We start from the raw sequence: 17,884 nt of genomic DNA, 5'->3' as shown, positions 1-17,884 counted from the left end.
GGCGACCCTCCCGATGGGTTTGAAAATGGTGAAGTCGCTCAGCTCGCTAATCATGGAAGCCTCCCTCCATCAGCGAGATAAGCAGGTCCTCGATCGCCTGGTCATGGTCTTCGGGCGGATACCAAATCGGATGAATATCCGCTTGCCCAAGTTCGTTTCGCCGGACTACACGATCCATTCCTTCACTCAGCGGCAAGAATGCATAGTGCCGAGGCGTCTCGACGACGGCGGCCCGCTTGATCTCGCGGAGCGCATCCACGGTTCGGTCGACCGACAGACTACATCCAAGAAAGAGCAAACTCGTGTTGGCAATCAATAGCTTGAAAATATCTCGATAGTTCCCACCGTCTCCGTAACATGCCGTATACTCACCTCCAGTGAGGACGCGGCCTTGAGAGCTATCGGCTTCACCATGTAGCCGAAGGAGGCAATGAGGTTCGTCCGCTAGCCTTCGCGGTGCCTCATTCAGCCGTGTTCCAGCAAACTCGCCCTTGAAGCGGCAGTCAGAAGCCTCATAAACGCGGTTCAAGACATAATCGAAATTCGTTGTCAGGCAGCCACGTCTGAAGATCAGCGGGAGCAGTTGCACTGGTCCCTTCAAGGTCTTGATGCGAGAACCAAAGGCATTTTGGACTGCCTCGGCGAAGACATCGGAACCCATACGATCAAGCACGAGCTGCGCCGCTTCTTCGTATCGATATCCTGCTAGATGAGCGCGAACCTTGCCGGCAATTGCAGGATAGTCGGCGGTCAAAGCATCGAGAAACTTGCCCCACAAGGGAAACCCGGTAGGTCGCGAGAGGCCGGCGCCGACAAAGGGAATGACGCTTTGGCGTTCAAGCTGCGTGTGCAGTCGATTGAACCGATCAAGGCAATTGAACCGCTCAAGAAACTCGCGGGCGCGATCCTTTGCGTTCTGCTTCTGGATGGCAGCCCAGTCTAGAAAATGCGCCTCGTAGTCGTGCGGCGCCATTGTCTGAAGGACATCGGCGGGCGGCCATTCGAAGGTCCGGACGTTGACGAGACCTTCATCGTTGAGCTCTTCGACAAAGCGCTGACGGAGATATTCCACGCCGCGCCTCCGTCAAACAGACGACGTCGCGTCACCGACGCGAACCTCGCCCGACATTAGCTTCGGAAGCAGGAAGTCGCGCGTGGCGGCAAGAGTGCGACTTTCCTTGTCGTTGGCGACGATCCGATCAAACAGGGGTCTGGCCGACTGGTCGAATGCCTCAAGGAGTTCGAGCGCGGGGACGGTCACTTCAATCGGTCGGAAGTTTGTTTTGCTAATTTCCTGAAAAGTCGATCCGTTTGCGTTCTGATGAACCGTCTCAATGTTGGCTTGCGTCCATAGCCAGACGAACACGTTTGACAGACGCTTTTTGCAAATCATCGCAATGAAGCCCTGATTTACCGCAACTGGAATCTGGGCGATCGCCATGTAGCCGATCGGTGCGCGTGATGAGAGAAGCACCGTTCCGGCAGGCAGCAAGCCAGAGCCTATCTGGGAAAGGCCCGCTTGAGTTATCTGCCGCTCAGTGCTGAGAAGCACTGGCGTGCTTAACGAAGAGAGGTCTTTCGGTGTAGCCCAAGAAATGTCGCCGCCCCAGTAGGTAGGCTCCTTCGTGCTAGGAGTTGAGCCGCCGAGAACTTCGACTTCTTGGCCGATAGTGGAAGTGATCCACCCCTTCGGCTTGCCTTCATCGTCGAGGCGGTCGGGGAAGAGAGACCAAATGTCAGGGGCGAGGTAGGGCGGGCGTCCTTCCACCTTAGCGCGGGTTGGGCCAAAATCGACGAACCAGTCCTTGAAGATCGCCCGCGCCATCGTTTCCAGCGTTTCGTTCATTCGCCGGTTCAACTCGATCTTGTCGTCTAGCGCGCTGAGGACGGAGGCAATTGCGCGTTGCTCGGGCAAATCTGGAAGATAAAAGGGGTGCGTCTCGGCAAACTGGGTAAACTGGAAGCGTGCAACACCAGTGTGCTGCACGTGGTATGGGAACATCCTGCGGGATTCATACTCGTCCTGCAGTTTCCAGAACAGGAAATTCGGTTCAACTTGGGCGGGGTTAGGCCGTAGGAATCGAGCAAAACTTGCACATATCATTGGAAACTTGGCGCTGGCAAGTATAGAACTTTGAATAAAAACGCTTCTTCCTGTTGGTTGATCCTTTGTGCCCCCTGCGGTCTCAATCAAAGTGTCTCCAACGACAATGGCCTTTCGGGCCAAAATGTCACTACGGATGTATCGCAACGGTAACGTCGAAATATTTCCTGCCCTGACCTCGGAAAAATCTGTTCCGCGCACGACCAATGCGGGTGAATACCCGTGGCTCGGCTCGCCGTTTCCCCACTCCCCGTCGCGAGTGAAGGTTAGCAGATCGACAAGGCGTGCCTCCTGCGTCACATCCCAACTCCTGCCAGGCTGCTACGGATCGCCTCTGTCAGTCTGCCTGATGCCGCGAACTGCTCCTCCAACTGTGCCTGCAACGCCGCAAACCGCTCCGCAAACGGCGTGTCGTCATCTTCGACATCGGCTGCGCCGACGTAACGCCCCGGCGTCAACACATAGCCGTGGGCCCTGATTTCCTCCAGCGACGCAGATTTGCAGAATCCCGGCACGTCTTCGTACGCGCCCGCTTCGCCTTCACCGCGCCAGGCGTGATAGGCACGCGTGATCCTGTCGAGATCGGCGTCGGAGAACTCCTTGCGGGTACGGTCCACCATGTGGCCGAGCTTGCGCGCATCGATGAACAGGATCTCGCCGCGCCGGTCGCGCAACTTGGCATTGCGGGCGACGCCATTCGATTTGTCGCGGGCGAGGAACCAGAGGCAAACCGGAATCTGTGTCGAATAGAAGAGCTGGCCGGGCAGCGCGACCATGCAATCCACAACGCCCGGCGCACCGTTGGCGCCCTCAATGAGTGATCGGCGGATGGTGTCCTCGCCGTTTTGCGTTGACGACATCGAGCCGTTGGCGAGCACCACACCAGCCGTGCCGCTTGGCGCGAGGTGATGCACGATGTGCTGAATCCAGGCGAAGTTGGCGTTGCCGGCGGGCGGGATGCCATATTTCCAGCGCACATCATCGCGCAGCCGATCGCCGCCCCAATCGGAAATGTTGAAGGGCGGATTGGCGAGGACATAATCCGCCTTCAGGTCGCGCAGCTCGTCCTTGTGGAAGCTGCCCTCGCTGTTCCATTTGATCTCTGCATCGATACCCCGCACGGCGAGGTTCATCTTGCAGAGCCGCCAGGTGGTGTAGTTGGACTCCTGGCCATAAACGGCGATGTCGCCGATCCGGCCCTCGTGCTCCAGCGCAAACTTTTCGGATTGCACGAACATCCCGCCCGAGCCGCAGCACGGATCGTAGACGCGGCCCTTGTAGGGCTCGATCATCTCGACCATCACCCGCACGACCGAGCGCGGCGTATAGAACTCGCCGCCGCGCTTGCCTTCCGAGCCGGCAAACTGGCCAAGGAAATATTCATAGACGCGGCCGAGCACGTCGCGCGCCTCGCCCTTTTCCTGACCGAGTGCAATGCCAGAAATCAGGTCGATCAGTTCGCCGAGCATGACCGCGTTGAGCGCGGGCCGGGCATAGTCCTTCGGCAGCACGCCCTTGAGGTTCTCGTTGTCCTTCTCGATGGCGATCATCGCCTCGTCGATCATCTTGCCGATCGAGGGTTGCTTGGCGTTGGCCTGAAGGTGCGACCACCGCGCCGTTGGCGGCACCCAGAACACGTTGTCGGCGGCGTACTCGTCGCGGTCCTCGGCGCCCTCCGGATAGTCGGCCAGAAGCTCGGCTCTTTTGGCCTCAAACGAGTCCGAGATGTGCTTGAGGAAGATCAGGCCCAGCGCGACGTGTTTGTAATCGGATGGCTCCATGTTGCCGCGCAGCTTGTCGGCGGCTTTGAACAGGTCGGCCTCGAAACCGAGATTGCCGCCATTGCCATTTGCACGGACAGGCTTGGCGCGAGCGGCGGCGGGCGCGGGTTGCGTTTCAGGGTCCATCGTTTCCGCCTTCGACAGCATGGCCGAGAAGGTGGCGACAAGGTGCGCTCGCGCCGCCGCAAGCGTCACAGACCCGCCTCGTCCGCGTCCGGGCAGTAGCGTGCCATCGGCCAAGAGTTCAGACTTGATGAGATGGTACTCGTCATCGCTCCATTGAAGCGCCTTCCGGAGCCGTTCATTGCCTGCTGTTCCACCCAGCGCTCGCAGGGAGTCCAAGAGTTGCTCTCGCTTCGCCTGATCAGCCATAGCGTTTCGTCTCGCTTCTATGCGTTTGAGTAATGCAGTCGGACGCATCGCCAGTCTGCAGATGTGTCGATGTGCGGCACTTGTTTGGTGGTAACGCCAAAGCTCCCAGGTGCCATTCTTGGTCTATCGTCGTGAATAAGCAATCGATGAGTGGTCACTGCCGCGCCATACTGCCATCCGAGACTTTTTGGGCCAATGCCGCGATCAGTTGAGCTGCATCAGCATTGTACAGGGGATCGGCGAAGGTGCCGGACAGCGACATGCGACGAATCAGGTCTGCCTGCCGGTGCGGAGGAACAGTCCCATAGCTGTTGAGCGTCGTCATCACATCGCTATGCCCCAGATTCTGTGACCACGCCTTGAATTCCTCCGGTGATCGGCAGAGGCGCTCACCGAGTAGCGCGAGCATGTCCCGAACCGAGTGAGGGTTGAAGTAGGGCAGGCCAGCGGCCGCGCAGCCGTCCCTGAAGGCGTCGCGAATAGGTTGCGTGGTGCTCCAGCCGTTGCGAGACAGCCCGGCGGCGATGAAGCCGCCCTCCGGACCCAGTCCGCTCTGAGTGGAAGGGAAAAGTGGGTCGTCATTTCCCCAATGCCGCTCTGTGCGAAGCCAGTTTACCCATTCTGTGAGGATCGCCAGCGCATTGCCTCCCACTGGGAAAAAGCAGGTCGTGAAGGACTTCGCAAACTTGGTCCGAACCTCATGCGGATCCTGAAAGATGGCGCCGCGATCAAGGTCGATGTGCTTCAGCTTGAAGGAAGCCAGCGCGTCGGCTCGTGCGCCAGTGAGGACGGCAAAGGCAATCAGGGCACGACTGCGGCGCTCCTGATCGGTGCCGGACGGCATGACGGAGAGGATATGGTGCATCTGTTCCAGCGTCGGGACGCGCTTCTCACGCTTGGCTCGCGCCACCGATAGTTCCTTCTCGGACAGGTTGAAGTAGTCGGCATCGCCATAGCGAATTCTGGTCTTGTATCCCGGCTGACCGGCCAGCCAGAGGAAGAAAGCACGAAGCTCGCGCACTGTGGCCTGGACTGTCGACCAGCTCAGGCGCTCGGCCGACCTCGCATTGGTCTGCTCTGAGAGGGTAGTCTTAAAGGCGACCGCCTGCTCGCGGTGAAAGCGCTTGAAGTCGCGCCAGCGCGTGGTCTCCTCAAACCGATGGAGCGCCTTGGCAGCAGCATCCACCGAAGCATTGCCGCGCCGCCGGGCTTCCTTCAGGTAGTGGAAATACTCGCGCTTGATCCGCTCATTGGAAGGGTGGTGCTTGGCCATGATCATCGGTCCTTCGGTTTGTCACAGTTTTGGGAGGGAAAGTGCTTCCCATCTAGTCGTGGCGGACCTTCCACGATCCGGACCTGAATGCCCGGCATCACCGCTGCCAACTGGTCACGGCTGACACTGCGAAACATCGGCGTTTCACAGACGCTGCAAAGCGCCATGATGTTGCCGCGCCGTGCAGTTGACGGGTTCCAGTCGACCATGCCCAGCGCTGGCTCGCGCGGCTCTCGGCATCTGAAGCAGTAGACCGTTCCGGGTCGGCATGGGCGCTTCCGACCAGCTCTGCGCCGCTCTAGGAAGACGCGCAGCTCGCTGCCCAGAAACAGCACCGGGCGGCTGTCGTCGATTGGCCGGAGGCCTTGTGCGCGCCAGGCGCGAACGCTGTTCTTGTGAACGCCCAGCACGCGTGCCGCTTCCTCTACCGAATAGGTCCGGTGCAGTTTGATGGCGCGAGGAGTGGTGCGTCGGCGGGACACGTCCCCTACTCCGCACCAGTCCTGACGTCTCCGATCAAGGCACGGATCGAAGCCGTCTTGACGAGAGTGCGGCGACCGAGCTTGACCGTCTCAAGCCGGCCTTCCTTGATCAGCGCATAGATGGATGTGCGCCCCAGGCTCAGTGCCTTGGCCGCGCCGTTGATGGATGTTGCAATGGGTTCCATGGTCGATCCTTCGCTTGTAGCCGCTGGTGTTCCAGCGAACGCAGGACCGACGATATGGACATGGGCAGCCAATGCAGCCGGATTGGGCCGGAAACTGCCGAGGCTTAGTTTCCGGCTGATCTCAGCCGCACCAAAACAGCGCGAACAGGGGCCTGCACGGTGGATCGGCTCAGGCCGTCCAGGCCTCGGGCCTCAAGGCGTTCCTCTATGGCTCCAATCAGTGCGTCCTGTCCCTCGGCGCCTTCACCGGCCGGTATGCCCTCTTCGTGTATGAGGCTGACCAGCTCTGCAATCCAGTCGGTCCAAGACTCGCTGCGAGACCGCCCACCGCGCGACGGTCGCGCGGAAGGCCGTACACTATCGCTTGCAGCGACCGCGATCGGCGCTGGCGAGTCGGCTACGTCCCGTTCGCGAAGCATGATCTCTAGGTCGACCACCCCACCGATATCGAACTCGGCTCCTTTGATCCGTACTTTGTGCACTAAGCCGGATATCCGGCCACGCCCCGCAAAAGTACCCGTCTGCCAGTCCAGGATTGCCTCCGGCTCGGTCGCGCAATGCTCCCAGAACCACGCGGGAATAGCGACGTTCTCCAGTTCTTGCTCTTCCAGACCCAGTAACTCAGTCGATTCGTGCCAGAAGCTGGCGCAGCGTCCTTCTATCAGGCCCGCTCGACAAAACCGCACGAGATGGTCCGCAGCCTCTTTCTGGCTGCAGCCCAAACGACTTTGCAGCTCGCCTAGACAGCGTGCGCTAGACGCGAAATTCCCTTGTCTGGCCCGTCCTGGTTGGAAGCCGCTACCTCGGCTGGGCGGCAACATTGCTGCGATGTCGCGCTCTCGAAAGGTAACGCCATAGGCCCTGCAATGGAACTTGCTGCCGATCCAGGTTTCGAAATCTCCTGAAGCCCATTTCTGGGTCAATGCGGCCTCGCCACATGCCCACCAGAAGCCGGCAGGCACTTCGACATCTTGGTCTCTGTTATCGCCAGCAATAAAGGTCTGGGCTCGTGCGACGATGATTCCATCATGCGCACGGCTGCAAATCACCTGCGCCGCCCGAAACGGCTCCGTTTTCTTGACCCGCTCATATGCTTCGGCAGCACTGATCCACGTTTCTTCCATTCGGCAAGATTAGCCGATGGTGGAGTAGCGGCAAGCGTGGGCGAACGTTCGTGAACGGAAAACGCCCTTTAGCCCGCCACTTTCCCGGGAAAGCGAACGACTTCGCCACCTTCTCGCAGCTTGTCCAAATGATCACTCCACCACTGCGCCATCTGTACGCGTTCGTCCCAGTAGGTTGATCGATGATATGCCGCGCGCACCTGATTGCCTTCACGATGCGCCAAGGCTCGTTCAATGGCGTCGGGGTTCCATTTGCCGCTCTCGTTTAGCAGCGAACTGGCAGTAGAACGGAACCCGTGCGCGGTCATCTCGTCCGCGCCATAGCCCAAACGGCGGAGGGCTGCGTTGATGGTGTTCTCCGACATCGGGCGCACAAACGACCGTATTGACGGAAAAACCAGTTTCCCAGAACCGGTCAGCGAGTGGATGTCCCTCAAGATAGCCAGCGCCTGCGACGACAACGGGACATGGTGCGCCTGCCGCATCTTCATGCGTGTAGCCGGGATCGTCCAAACAGCCTTGTCAAAATCAACCTCCGACCACTCCATCTGACGGACTTCGCCGGGGCGTTGGAAGATGTGCGGCGCAAGCCTGAGCGCGAACAGTGTTGCCGGCTGGCCCTGGTATCCATCTATTGCTCGCAGAAGTTCGCCCAGCGCCTTCGGCTCTGTGATGGCGGCATGGTGCTTGGCATTCGGAGGCACGAGGGCGCCGAGAAGCATGTGGGCAGGATCATCGCTGGCACGGGCTGTGGCAACGGCATAGCGAAACACTCGACTGGCGAAGGACCGCAGGCGGCCGGCCGTCTCTCGCTTTCCTGACTGCTCAATCTTCTTCATGACAGCGAGCAGTTCGTGCGGCTTCACTTCTGCCACCGGTCGGGCGCCTATCGCTGGCTTCAGGATCGCGGCGAGCCACCGGACCTTGTTCAGAGTGGCATCCGCACGCCCCTCCTGCTCCATCCTCTGAATGTACTCTTCCGCTACCGCTGCGAAGCTGTTGGCGGCGCCCAAGGCAGAAGCGATCTTAGCTTCCTTCTTTAGCTGTCCGGGATCGATGCCCTCGGCAAGCTGCTTTCGAGCTGCGTCCCGCAGGGCTCGCGCCGCCTTAAGTGTCACATCCGGATAGCTTCCGAAGGAAAGCAACTTCTCGATGCGCTTGGGGTGTCCGTTAGGGTCTGCACCGTCTGCCCGATACTTCATTCGCCAAAGCCGCCCGCCTTGCGGCTGGATCAACAGGTGTAGCCCGCGCTCGTCCGACAACTTGTAGGGCCTGGCGCGGGGTTTGGCGTTCTTGATCGCAGTATCGGTCAGCGGCACGGCGGCACCCCCAGTTCTGCGTCGCCTTTTTGGGGGTATCGAGTCAGTCGACCGCAGGCCACCCCCAACGCCACCCCCAACTTGGGGCGACTGCCGGCGAACTTGGCCGGACGATGCCGGCCGTTCAGATACTGTTTTTACAGGATTTCTGGGGTTCTCTCAATCATTCGCGCACTTTCGCGAACAGAGAAATGGTGCCCGGGACCGGAATCGAACCAGTGACACGCGGATTTTCAATCCGCTGCTCTACCAACTGAGCTACCCGGGCAACCGTGGCGCCCGAGGGCGCTAAGTCGGGCGGTTTATAGGGGGCATTGCCGGGGTGCGCAAGCGGGTTTTGCCATCTTGTTGCCTGTGGAAAATCCGGCAGCCAAACCGCGCTGTCGAAGCCCCTCGCCGGCATGGTTCATGCGCCATTCCTGTGGCCTCGCGGTGGCCCTGCGGGCTAGTCTGCGCCCGATTCAATTTGCGGAGGCAACATGCTTGAGGATCTCAAGGGTAAGCGCGCCCTCATCACCGGCTCGTCCACCGGCATCGGCGCCGCCGTGGCCAAGGAACTGGCGCGGCTCGGCGCCAGCGTCGCCGTGCATGGCAACAGGAATGCTGCGAGCGCTGAAGCAGTGGCTGCCGAGATACGCGCCGCGGGTAGCAAAGCCGTGGTGGTGCTCGGCGATGTCAGCAACTCGGCTTCCGCCGCCAAGATCGTCGCCGACGCGGTGGCCGGGCTCGGCGGCCTCGATATCCTCATCAACAATGCCGGCGCCATCCTCGAGCGCGTCACCAACGCCGCCTTCGACGACACGGCCTACGACAATGTCTACAACCTCAATGTCCGCTCGGTGCTGGCGGTGACCAAGGCGGCCTATCCGCATCTCAAAGCCGCCGGCGGCGGCTCGATCATCAACACCGGCTCGGTGGCCGGCCGCTTCGGTGGCTTCGGCGGCTCGGCCGTCTATGCTTCGGCCAAGGCCGCGGTGCACTCGATCACCCGCAACGCCGCCCGCGAATTCGCCCCCGACCACATCCGCGTCAATGTCGTCGCCCCGGGCTTCATCATCACCCCGTTCCACGACAAGACCCCGCAATCGGTGAAAGACACCGCCGCCGCGCAGATCCCGATGCAGCGGCTCGGCACGGCCGAAGATTGCGTCGGCGCCTACGTGTTCTTGGCGTCGGATTCGATGTCCGGCTACATCACCGGGCAGATCATCGATGTGAATGGCGGGCAGCTGATGCCGTGAGGGGGAGGGGGTCTTTGCAGCATGCGCCGACCAGTCTCGCCTCCACACCGCACCTTCGCCAGATCCCTCCGCACCGACAGCACCGACGCCGAGCGCAAGCTCTGGTCCGTGCTTCGCGCCGGCCAGCTCGACGGCCTCAAGTTCAAGCGCCAGGTGCCGCTCGACGGCTACATCCTCGACTTCGTCTGCTTCGAGACGAAGCTGATCATCGAGCTCGATGGCGGCCAGCACAGTGGATCGGCGGCGGACCTGATCCGCGATGAGCACTTTCGCGCGGCAGGCTTCCGCACGCTGCGGTTTTGGAGCAATGACGTGCTGGAGAATATCGAGGGGGTGTACGAGCGGCTGCGGATCGTGCTCGAGACGAGAGATCGCTGACACTGCTGTCGTGCCTCGAAAACCCCCTCTCTTGCAAAATCTAAGGCTTAGCCAAACGGCTAAACCTAAGATTTTGCTTTCTCCCCCGCCAAGGGGGAGATGATCCGTGCCCTCCACTAGCATCGGAGCATCAGTCGGGACTCTCCCCCTTGGCGGGGGAGAAAGCGAAAACTTGGGCTTAGCGCAGCTAAGTCCGTAGTTTTCGCAAGAGAGGGGGTCTGGGGAGCTACGAGGAACGCCTACTCCTCGTCCCCATCATCGCGCGTCACCACCCCATCCTCGTCCTCCTCCACCGGCTCGGCCGGGATCACATAGCTCCCGCTGAGCCAGCGATTGAGGTCGATGTCCTGGCAGCGGCCGGAGCAGAACGGGTGGTGTTGCTGGCTCGATGGCTTGCCGCAGATCGGGCAGGGCCGGGTCGGCTTGAGTTTGATAATCTCAGCGGTCATCTCAAACCGCCGTCAAACTCGACTGGTTGAGCCAGTTGAAATGCACCGGATAGCCTTCGCCGGCCAACAGCCCCACGGTCTCGTTGAGCGGCAGCCCGACCACGGCGGTGTAGGAGCCCTGCAGCTTGAGGACGAACGCCCCGGCAATGCCCTGGATGGCGTAGCCGCCGGCCTTGTCGCGCCATTCGGCGCTGGCGAGATAGCTTTCGATTTCGCGCGCCGAGAGCCGCTTGAAGCGGATGCGGGTTTCGACCAGGCGTTTGCGCATCTGGCCCGACGGCGTCAGCATGGTAACGGCGGTGAACACCCGGTGCGAGCGGCCCGAGAGGACGCGGAGGCACTCCGACGCTTCTTCCATCGTCTCGGCCTTGGGGAGGATCCGCCGGCCCACGGCCACCACCGTATCCGCCGCCAGCACCAGGGCGTTGCCCGCAATGCCGGTCGTCTTGGCCTTATGCTGCGCGGTGATGGCCTTCTGGTCGGCGAGGCGCTGCGCGAGCTTGCGCGGCAGCTCGCCCTTTTCCGGCGTCTCGTCGATATGCGCCGGCACCAGATGTTCCGGCTCGATGCCGATCTGGTTCAACAGCGCCAGGCGCCGCGGCGAGGCGGACGCGAGGATGAGCTCGGGACGGCTGGCCATACGGTGCCCTGTTTGAAGCGGTAAATGATCCGGCGCTTGGTCAGATCGTCAGGTGTCATTTCGCACAACACCTCATCGCCCGCCAAGACTCGAATGCGAGTCTTGCGCATGCGGCGATGATCTCGTGCGCCATCGGCAGCGCGGCAGCGTGCCGCCGCACGTCCAGACCTTACCTGAACCGGTAGTTGATCCGGCCCTTGGTCAGGTCATAGGGGGTCATTTCGACCAGCACCTTGTCGCCTGCCAGCACACGGATGCGGTTCTTGCGCAGCCGGCCCGCCGTATGGGCGATGATCTCGTGCTCGTTCTCCAGCTTCACGCGAAAAGTCGCATTCGGCAGCAGTTCCGTGATCACGCCCGGAAATTCGAGCACTTCTTCCTTAGCCATTCTCTCTCCTGAGACGGCCCCGCGAAACACGTTACTGACAATGTCGGGGGCTTGAATTGGGCGCCACCTATACTGGATGTCGCCCCGTTTGTGAACCACCCGCCTGCGCGGGCTAACCACATATGGTGCGGGCGTGCCACATTTGCAAAGCTGGACGGGATTGGCGGGGGTGACTGCTGGCAGACGGCCCCTCCCATCCTCCCCCATAAAGGGGGAGGTGCCTGCCGGTGGATTTGGCACCATCGAAGACAGAGCCTCGACTCTTCACCTCCCCCTTTATGGGGGAGGCCGGGAGGGGGCCGTCTCTATCAGCATGCCTCACCCCACCTTCACCGGCGCCGCCACCAGCTTTTCCAGCCGCTCCCGCACCCGCTGCTGCAGCGTATCCCGCAATGTCCGGTAGGCACTCAGCACCGCCTCGCGATTGCCTTCGGTCTCCTGCGGGTCGGGCATCGGCCAGTGCTCGATCGCCCCCATCTCGAGCCCGCGCCGCTCCACCGCCTCGGGCGCATCGTTCGAGAGCGTGATCACCAGGTCGAAGTGGTTGGCCACCAGCTCGTCCATGGTGTGCGGGGTGTGGACGCTCATGTCGATGCCGATCTCTTCCATCACCTCGTGCACGAACCCATCGGCCTTGCCCGAGCGCACCCCGGCCGAGCGGACGATCAGCCGGCCGGGAAAGTAGCGGCGGGCCAAGGCCGCGGCGATCGGCGAGCGCACCGAGTTCATCGAGCAGACGAACAGCACCGTCGGCAGGGTCGACTCGCGCTCGTCGATCCGGCTGGCAAAGGGCTGCACCGCGCAGATCAGCGTGAACAGGCGCCGTGCCGTGTTGAGATCCATCTCCAGCTTGTTGTCGAGCCGGGTGCGCAAGAGCTCCGCCGCCTCGTTGTGCAGCCCGCGCCGCGCCATGTCGACGGTCTCGATCTGGTAGGTCGAGCCGGTCTTGATCGCGTCGTAATAGCTTTCGCGGATGCGGAAATAATCGCGGATCAGCCGCCGGAACGGGGTCAGCGACAGGTAATGCGCGGCGATCGGCTCATAGGTGTCCGGGTTGCGCACATCGAGCACGATGTAATTGCCGATGATCGAGATGTGCAGCGCATAGGGCCCGGTGGCCTTCACCCGCGCCGGGGCGAAGACGTTCTCTTCGACGAGGTCGTAGATGGCGATGCGCCACTCGTGCACCTCGTCGGGGTCGACCGAGGTGATGGTGTTGGGGTCGAGCGTGACGGCGACGATGCGATCGCTTGTGGGATCGAACTGTCGCGGCGTCAGCGCCATCTAGCGATTGAGCCTGATGGCAATCGAGCGCTCATGCGCCCCGAGCCCCTCGGTCGTGGCGAGCGTCCGGGCGGCCGGCGCCAGTTCCGCCAGCGAGGCCGGGTCGCACCCGAGTACCGAGGTCCGTTTCATGAAATCGAGCACCCCCAGGCCGGATGCATAGCGCGCCGAGCGGGCCGTCGGCAGCACATGGTTCGAGCCGCCCACATAATCGCCGATCGCCTCCGGCGTGTGATGCCCGAGAAAAATGGCACCAGCATTGCGGATTTTGGGGAGCAGTGCCTGCGGATCATCGATCGCCAGCTCCACATGCTCCGACGCGATGCGGTTGGCGAGCTCCACCGCTTCCGCCATCGAGGCGACGGTGATGATGGCGCCGAACTCTTCCCAGCCGGCGCGGGTGATCTCGGCGCGCTCCAGCTGCTCGATCTGCCGCCACACCTCATCCTCGACCACATCGGCGAGTTGGGGATCGGTGGTGATGAGGATCGATTGCGCCCCGCCGCCATGCTCGGCCTGCGCCAGCATATCGGCCGCTACCCAGGCGGGGTTGGCTGACGAGTCGGCGATCACCAGCACTTCCGAGGGCCCGGCGATCATGTCGATCCCCACCGTGCCGAACACCTGGCGCTTCGCCGCCGCGACATAGGCATTGCCCGGCCCGACGATTTTGCTCACCGGCGCGATGGTCTCGGTGCCATAGGCCAGCGCGCCGATCGCCTGCGCCCCGCCGATCCGGTAGATCTCGGTGACCCCGGCAATCCTCGCCGCCGCCAGCACCGCGTCGTTCGCCTCGCCACCGGGCATCGGCACCACCATGGCGATGCGGCTCGCGCCGGCCACCTTGGCCGGCACGGCGTTCATCAGCACCGACGAGGGGTAGGCGGCCGTGCCACCCGGCACATAGATGCCCACCGCTTCCACCGGCGTCCAGATCGTCCCCAGCGTCACCCCCAGGTGATCCTGGTAGATATGGTCGAGCGGCTTCTGCTTTTCGTGGTGGGCGCGGATGCGCTCATGCGCCACCGTCAGCGCCGACAGCACGTCCGAAGAAACCCGCGCACTGGCGGCAGCGATTTCCTCGTCCGTCACCCGCAGCTGCCAATTGGCCTGCGCCGGCTTATCGAAGCGCTCGGTATACTCGATCACCGCGGCATCGCCGCGCGCCTTCACCTCGGCGAGGATCGCCGCCACGGCGTTCCCCACCTCTTCCGAGGCTTCGCGCTTCGAGTTCAGCAGCGTTTCAAAGGCAGCGGCAAAGCCGGCATCCCGGCTGTCGAGAATAGATGGCATTACGGCGCGTGCTCGGGTTTGACTTTCGCCGCCCAGGCGGCGCCCAGATCCTGCAGCCGCGCCTCCAGCACTTCGACTTCGAGCCGCACCGTGCCGCCGCCGGCAAAGGCCAGGTCCACCCAGCCGCTCGGCGCTTCGTTCTCGGTGAAGCGGATGGTCAGGAGTTCCAGCGCGCCCTCGAGCGAATTGGTGTCGATCCCCGCTACCTTCACCCCGGTCACCCGGTCGAAATGCAGCGCGGCGCGCTTCCGCACCCCTGCCTTGGCGTTGCTGCCATCTTCCCAGGCATAGCGGTTCATCAGCATGGCGAAGCGCTGGTCGGCCTTGGCGTAACCCATATCGCCGACGCGCACGATGGCATCCTGCGTGGTCGCCGAAATCACGTCGAGGTCTTCGCTATCAAGCGCCAGAAGCTTGAGATCGGTCATATGTTGGGGGTCCGGAAACGGTGGAATTGACCAGCAAGTGGGGGCCCGAAAGACGATCTACAAGCTAAGCGCCGAGGGGGCAATCGCTTATGGCAAGCCACCGGCTGCGCCATGATCCTCCCCCGCGTGGCGGGGGAGGGGGACCAGCGAAGCTGGTGGAGGGGGCGGCCACACACACAGGCACCTACTGCAAGGAACCACCGGCCTTGAGGAGCGACGCAGTACGCGGAGAGAGCCCCCCTCTCTGGCGAAAACTAAGGACTTAGCTTTGCTAAGCCCAAGTTTTCGCTTTCTCCCCCGCCAAGGGGGAGAGTCCCGACTGATACTCCAATGCGAATGGAAGCCACCGCTCATCTCCCCCTCGGCGGGGGAGAAAGCGATTTCTTAGGTTTAGCCGTTTGGCTAAGCCTTAGAAATCGCAAGAGAGGGGGCCCTGGAGGGCACGATGCCTCCACTCACCCCGCAACCCGCTCGATCTCCGCGCCCACGGCGCTCAGCTTGTCCTCGAGCCGCTCAAACCCGCGGTCGAGGTGGTAGATCCGGTTGACCACCGTCTCGCCGCGCGCCGCGAGCCCCGCGATCACCAGCGACACCGAGGCGCGAAGGTCGGTCGCCATTACCTGCGCGCCCTTCAGCTGCGGTACGCCGGTCACCGTCGCCACCTGGCCGTCGACCTTGATGTCGGCGCCGAAGCGGGCGAGCTCGGCCACATGCATGTAGCGGTTCTCGAAGATCGTCTCGCGGATCTGCGAGGTGCCGTTGGCCATGGTCATCAGCGCCATGAACTGCGCCTGGAGGTCGGTCGGAAAGCCCGGGAAGGGCTGCGTTTCGGCATGCACCGCCTGGATGCCGTTGCCGTTGCGGCGTACGCGGATGCCGCCCGCTTCCGAGCTGATTTCCACCCCGGCTTGCCCCAACGTATCGAGCGCCGCCTGCAAATGCTCGGCTCGCGCGTGTTTCAGCAGCACATCGCCGCCGGTCATCGCCGCCGCCATCGCGTAGGTGCCGGTCTCGATCCGGTCGGCCACCACGGCATGGGTCGCCCCATGCAGTTCGTCGACGCCCTCGATGGTCAGCGTGCGCGTGCCGATGCCGGAGATTTTCGCGCCCATCTTCACCAGGCACTCGGCCACGTCGCTGATCTCGGGCTCCATCGCGGCGTTCTCGAGCACCGTGGTGCCCTTGGCGAGCGTCGCCGCCATCAGCAGCACATGCGTCGCGCCGACGGTGACCTTGGGGAACACCACGCGCGCCCCGCGCAAGCCGCCCCTGGGGGCCCGCGCCACCACATAGCCTTCGTCGATCTCGATCTCGGCGCCCAGTTCCTTCAGCCCCTGGAGGAACAGATCCACCGGCCGCGTGCCGATGGCGCAGCCGCCCGGCAGCGATACCCGCGCCTCATGCGCCCGCGCCAACAGCGGCCCGATCACCCAGAAGCTGGCGCGCATGGTCGAAACCAGCTCGTAGGGCGCGGTGGTGTCGACAATCTCTGCGGCCTGCAGCGTCATCCGCTGGCCCTCGAGCGTCGGGGCCTTGCGCCCATGCACAGCGATATCGACGCCGTGATTCTCGAGGATCTTTTCGAGCTGGTTGACGTCCGCCAGCCGCGGCACGTTCTCCAGCACCAGCGGATCCTTGGTCAGGAGCGAGGCGATCATCAGCGGCAGTGCCGCGTTCTTCGCGCCCGAGATGGGGATTTCACCCCGAAGCTCGTTGCCACCCACCAGACGAATGCGATCCATGTTGTCTTCCCAACTGCGGGGCGTTCTGCCCTTGAGTGTTTAGCTATCCGAGTCAGCCGCAGGCTTCAACGCAGCCGCCTCGGCCGCGTCGTCTGCTTCTGCATCGCTTGGTGATTTGTCGCCGCCCGCCGCCCGGGCCCGCGCCTGTTCCTTCCGCCGCTTCAGGTTTTCCCGAAGCTTTGCGGCCAATCTTTGCTCCCGCTTCGCCGCGTCTTCCGCCACGTCCAGCCTTGCCTTCACGTCACTCGATTTGCGGCGCTACCCTAGCAGCAAAGCCACTGTGCGCGCTGTACCCCGTTTGCAAGCTTTTTGCGCTTGCACCATCGAAAGCCCTGTGGCAGTAACCGCCCCACGCCGCCGGGGCCTCGCCCCCAGCCCATGCGTTCGCTGCAGTAGCTCAGTGGTAGAGCACTCCCTTGGTAAGGGAGAGGTCGAGAGTTCAATCCTCTCTTGCAGCACCATTCCTTCCCGTTGAAAAGCCAGAACTATCTGGTAATGCTGCGACTTTCGCCGCCCCTGGTGATACACAGAGGTGGTCCACGTGGTCCTTTTTATGCCCCGTCCCTACAAGCACCCCAAGACCGGTGTCTATTGGTATCGGCAACGAGTGCCTGCGTCTCTCGGGTCCTTGCCCAAGGGCAAGACGGTCACGGTGACCATTGAGGGCAAGACTACGACGCCCAAGATCGGCTCCGACATCAAGGTGAGCTTGAGCACGAAGGAGGCGAAGGTCGCCAAGCAGAGGGCGCAGGACGCACAGGCCCAGTTCGACTTGATTTGGGCCAGCTTCGACAATGCGCCGGTCCATCTCACGCTGAAACAGTGCGTTGCGTTGTCGGGGGAGATTTACCAGCTCTACAAGTCGTTCGAGGATGAGCCCGAGGCGTTTGCTCACCTAGCCGAGCGCAAGAGACAGGCCGACGAGGAGCGAGCGAGATCAGAGAAAGACCCCCGGCAGGGGTTGAAGATCAAGCGGCCTGCCACGCTTCGCGAGCGCTGGGGTACGTGGGTCGATGGCGCTCTCGCCGACCGGCACCTCCGTGTGGACGAGCAGAGCTACCAGACCCTTCTGCGGGAGTTCGATCGTGCGTTCGGCGATGCTGCGGCACTGCTGGAACGCCGCGCGGGCGGTGACTTCGGGCCGGATGCGACGGAGCACCGCTTCCCCGAGGTCAAGCTCCCAGTGACCACGCCCGCCCAAGCGAAGCCAAGTGCTGAGGTCCTGACCCTTACCGCGTTGCTTGACCACAAGCAGAAGACCCAATCCCAGAAGGCCCGCACCTACACGGCCTACCGTTCCTGCATCAAGAACTTCGCCGCGTTCGTAGGGCACGAGGAGGCCCGGCTGTTCGCCCTCAACCAAGCGCGGGCCGCCGCTCAGGGATAGCCCACCGGGGGCTT

The 17,884-nt window shown here is 62.5% G+C and carries 18 protein-coding genes, 2 tRNA genes and 1 pseudogene; 4 read left to right on the top strand and 17 right to left on the bottom strand.

The features are described from left to right. Window positions 1-46: 46 nt before the first annotated feature. From VGV07_RS17470 to VGV07_RS17435, 9 genes are all read right to left on the bottom strand, one after another. A complete protein-coding gene (locus VGV07_RS17470; RefSeq protein ID WP_326870002.1) occupies window positions 47-1,072 on the bottom strand; it encodes an SIR2 family protein in 1,026 nt (341 codons plus the stop codon). A gap of 12 nt (window positions 1,073-1,084) precedes the next feature. Continuing rightward, window positions 1,085-2,404: a restriction endonuclease subunit S gene (locus tag VGV07_RS17465; protein ID WP_326870001.1), complete on the bottom strand. Its 1,320-nt coding sequence runs from the start codon at window positions 2,402-2,404 to the stop codon at window positions 1,085-1,087. Beyond that, the gene (locus VGV07_RS17460) at window positions 2,401-4,011 is read right to left on the bottom strand and encodes a type I restriction-modification system subunit M (protein ID WP_414649972.1); all 1,611 of its coding nucleotides are present in this window, start codon (window positions 4,009-4,011) and stop codon (window positions 2,401-2,403) included. The genes VGV07_RS17465 and VGV07_RS17460 overlap by 4 nt, the downstream gene beginning before the upstream one ends. A gap of 400 nt (window positions 4,012-4,411) precedes the next feature. Then, window positions 4,412-5,530 (bottom strand): site-specific integrase, encoded by a 1,119-nt coding sequence (locus VGV07_RS17455; protein ID WP_326869999.1) that lies wholly within the window; start codon window positions 5,528-5,530, stop codon window positions 4,412-4,414. A gap of 2 nt (window positions 5,531-5,532) precedes the next feature. Continuing rightward, window positions 5,533-6,012, bottom strand: a complete 480-nt coding sequence (locus tag VGV07_RS27425) for a helix-turn-helix domain-containing protein (RefSeq protein WP_414649971.1) — start codon at window positions 6,010-6,012, stop codon at window positions 5,533-5,535. 5 nt (window positions 6,013-6,017) lie between these two features. Next, complete coding sequence (locus VGV07_RS17450; protein ID WP_326869998.1) at window positions 6,018-6,197, bottom strand: helix-turn-helix domain-containing protein; 180 nt, start codon at window positions 6,195-6,197, stop codon at window positions 6,018-6,020. A gap of 104 nt (window positions 6,198-6,301) precedes the next feature. Next, on the bottom strand, window positions 6,302-7,321 hold the full coding sequence (locus VGV07_RS17445; protein WP_326869997.1) for a hypothetical protein: 1,020 nt from the start codon (window positions 7,319-7,321) through the stop codon (window positions 6,302-6,304). A 68-nt stretch (window positions 7,322-7,389) separates the two neighbouring features. Continuing rightward, complete coding sequence (locus tag VGV07_RS17440) at window positions 7,390-8,640, bottom strand: tyrosine-type recombinase/integrase (RefSeq protein ID WP_326869996.1); 1,251 nt, start codon at window positions 8,638-8,640, stop codon at window positions 7,390-7,392. 192 nt (window positions 8,641-8,832) lie between these two features. Then, a tRNA-Phe gene (locus VGV07_RS17435) sits at window positions 8,833-8,908 on the bottom strand. A 211-nt stretch (window positions 8,909-9,119) separates the two neighbouring features. Between VGV07_RS17435 and VGV07_RS17430 the strand changes: the two genes are divergently transcribed. Then, the gene (locus VGV07_RS17430; RefSeq protein ID WP_326869995.1) at window positions 9,120-9,881 is read left to right on the top strand and encodes an SDR family NAD(P)-dependent oxidoreductase; all 762 of its coding nucleotides are present in this window, start codon (window positions 9,120-9,122) and stop codon (window positions 9,879-9,881) included. Window positions 9,882-9,902: 21 nt separating this feature from the next. Continuing rightward, window positions 9,903-10,259 (top strand): endonuclease domain-containing protein, encoded by a 357-nt coding sequence (locus VGV07_RS17425; RefSeq protein WP_326869994.1) that lies wholly within the window; start codon window positions 9,903-9,905, stop codon window positions 10,257-10,259. 239 nt (window positions 10,260-10,498) lie between these two features. On the opposite strand, the gene yacG is transcribed toward VGV07_RS17425, so the two are convergent. The 8 genes and pseudogenes from yacG to murA all read right to left on the bottom strand — a co-directional run bounded on the left by yacG (window position 10,499) and on the right by murA (window position 16,483). Then, complete coding sequence (gene yacG / locus VGV07_RS17420; protein ID WP_326869993.1) at window positions 10,499-10,708, bottom strand: DNA gyrase inhibitor YacG; 210 nt, start codon at window positions 10,706-10,708, stop codon at window positions 10,499-10,501. Window position 10,709: 1 nt separating this feature from the next. After that, window positions 10,710-11,348, bottom strand: coding sequence for a Maf-like protein (locus VGV07_RS17415; RefSeq protein ID WP_326869992.1), 639 nt, complete (start codon window positions 11,346-11,348; stop codon window positions 10,710-10,712). Further along, window positions 11,288-11,461, bottom strand: a pseudogene (locus VGV07_RS17410) (translation initiation factor IF-1); the annotation flags it as partial. The gene VGV07_RS17415 and the pseudogene VGV07_RS17410, both read right to left, overlap by 61 nt. A gap of 56 nt (window positions 11,462-11,517) precedes the next feature. Continuing rightward, the gene (infA, locus tag VGV07_RS17405; protein WP_055048078.1) at window positions 11,518-11,736 is read right to left on the bottom strand and encodes a translation initiation factor IF-1; all 219 of its coding nucleotides are present in this window, start codon (window positions 11,734-11,736) and stop codon (window positions 11,518-11,520) included. Between the two features lie 318 nt (window positions 11,737-12,054). Next, window positions 12,055-13,020, bottom strand: coding sequence for a UPF0262 family protein (locus tag VGV07_RS17400; protein ID WP_326869991.1), 966 nt, complete (start codon window positions 13,018-13,020; stop codon window positions 12,055-12,057). Next, a complete protein-coding gene (hisD, locus tag VGV07_RS17395) occupies window positions 13,021-14,313 on the bottom strand; it encodes a histidinol dehydrogenase (protein ID WP_326869990.1) in 1,293 nt (430 codons plus the stop codon). Continuing rightward, window positions 14,313-14,741 (bottom strand): DUF2948 family protein, encoded by a 429-nt coding sequence (locus VGV07_RS17390; protein WP_326869989.1) that lies wholly within the window; start codon window positions 14,739-14,741, stop codon window positions 14,313-14,315. The genes hisD and VGV07_RS17390 overlap by 1 nt, the downstream gene beginning before the upstream one ends. 455 nt (window positions 14,742-15,196) lie before the next feature. After that, window positions 15,197-16,483 carry a UDP-N-acetylglucosamine 1-carboxyvinyltransferase gene (murA, locus tag VGV07_RS17385; RefSeq protein ID WP_326869988.1) on the bottom strand — a complete coding sequence of 429 codons (1,287 nt, stop codon included), beginning with the start codon at window positions 16,481-16,483 and terminating at the stop codon, window positions 15,197-15,199. Between the two features lie 386 nt (window positions 16,484-16,869). Here murA and VGV07_RS17375 point away from each other — a divergent pair. After that, window positions 16,870-16,944: transfer RNA gene (locus tag VGV07_RS17375), tRNA-Thr, on the top strand. Between the two features lie 92 nt (window positions 16,945-17,036). Then, complete coding sequence (locus VGV07_RS17370) at window positions 17,037-17,870, top strand: DUF6538 domain-containing protein (RefSeq protein WP_326869986.1); 834 nt, start codon at window positions 17,037-17,039, stop codon at window positions 17,868-17,870. Window positions 17,871-17,884: the final 14 nt, after the last annotated feature.

Origin of the sequence: Devosia sp. (assembly GCF_035944845.1) — a bacterium.
Taxonomy (GTDB): Bacteria; Pseudomonadota; Alphaproteobacteria; order Rhizobiales; family Devosiaceae; genus Devosia_A.
This window is presented reverse-complemented; position numbering and strand designations above follow the sequence as displayed.

Bases quoted from the DNA above. Each gene is read 5' to 3' on its own strand.
- VGV07_RS17370 (WP_326869986.1), top strand. From the start codon at position 17,037: ATGCCCCGTCCCTACAAGCACCCCAAGACCGGTGTCTATTGGTATCGG.
- VGV07_RS17445 (WP_326869997.1), bottom strand. From the start codon at position 7,321: ATGGAAGAAACGTGGATCAGTGCTGCCGAAGCATATGAGCGGGTCAAG.
- VGV07_RS17430 (WP_326869995.1), top strand. From the start codon at position 9,120: ATGCTTGAGGATCTCAAGGGTAAGCGCGCCCTCATCACCGGCTCGTCC.
- VGV07_RS17425 (WP_326869994.1), top strand. From the start codon at position 9,903: ATGCGCCGACCAGTCTCGCCTCCACACCGCACCTTCGCCAGATCCCTC.
- yacG (WP_326869993.1), bottom strand. From the start codon at position 10,708: ATGACCGCTGAGATTATCAAACTCAAGCCGACCCGGCCCTGCCCGATC.
- VGV07_RS17400 (WP_326869991.1), bottom strand. From the start codon at position 13,020: ATGGCGCTGACGCCGCGACAGTTCGATCCCACAAGCGATCGCATCGTC.
- VGV07_RS17415 (WP_326869992.1), bottom strand. From the start codon at position 11,348: ATGGCCAGCCGTCCCGAGCTCATCCTCGCGTCCGCCTCGCCGCGGCGC.
- VGV07_RS17455 (WP_326869999.1), bottom strand. From the start codon at position 5,530: ATGGCCAAGCACCACCCTTCCAATGAGCGGATCAAGCGCGAGTATTTC.
- hisD (WP_326869990.1), bottom strand. From the start codon at position 14,313: ATGCCATCTATTCTCGACAGCCGGGATGCCGGCTTTGCCGCTGCCTTT.
- VGV07_RS17460 (WP_414649972.1), bottom strand. From the start codon at position 4,011: ATGGACCCTGAAACGCAACCCGCGCCCGCCGCCGCTCGCGCCAAGCCT.
- murA (WP_326869988.1), bottom strand. From the start codon at position 16,483: ATGGATCGCATTCGTCTGGTGGGTGGCAACGAGCTTCGGGGTGAAATC.
- VGV07_RS17450 (WP_326869998.1), bottom strand. From the start codon at position 6,197: ATGGAACCCATTGCAACATCCATCAACGGCGCGGCCAAGGCACTGAGC.
- infA (WP_055048078.1), bottom strand. From the start codon at position 11,736: ATGGCTAAGGAAGAAGTGCTCGAATTTCCGGGCGTGATCACGGAACTG.
- VGV07_RS17390 (WP_326869989.1), bottom strand. From the start codon at position 14,741: ATGACCGATCTCAAGCTTCTGGCGCTTGATAGCGAAGACCTCGACGTG.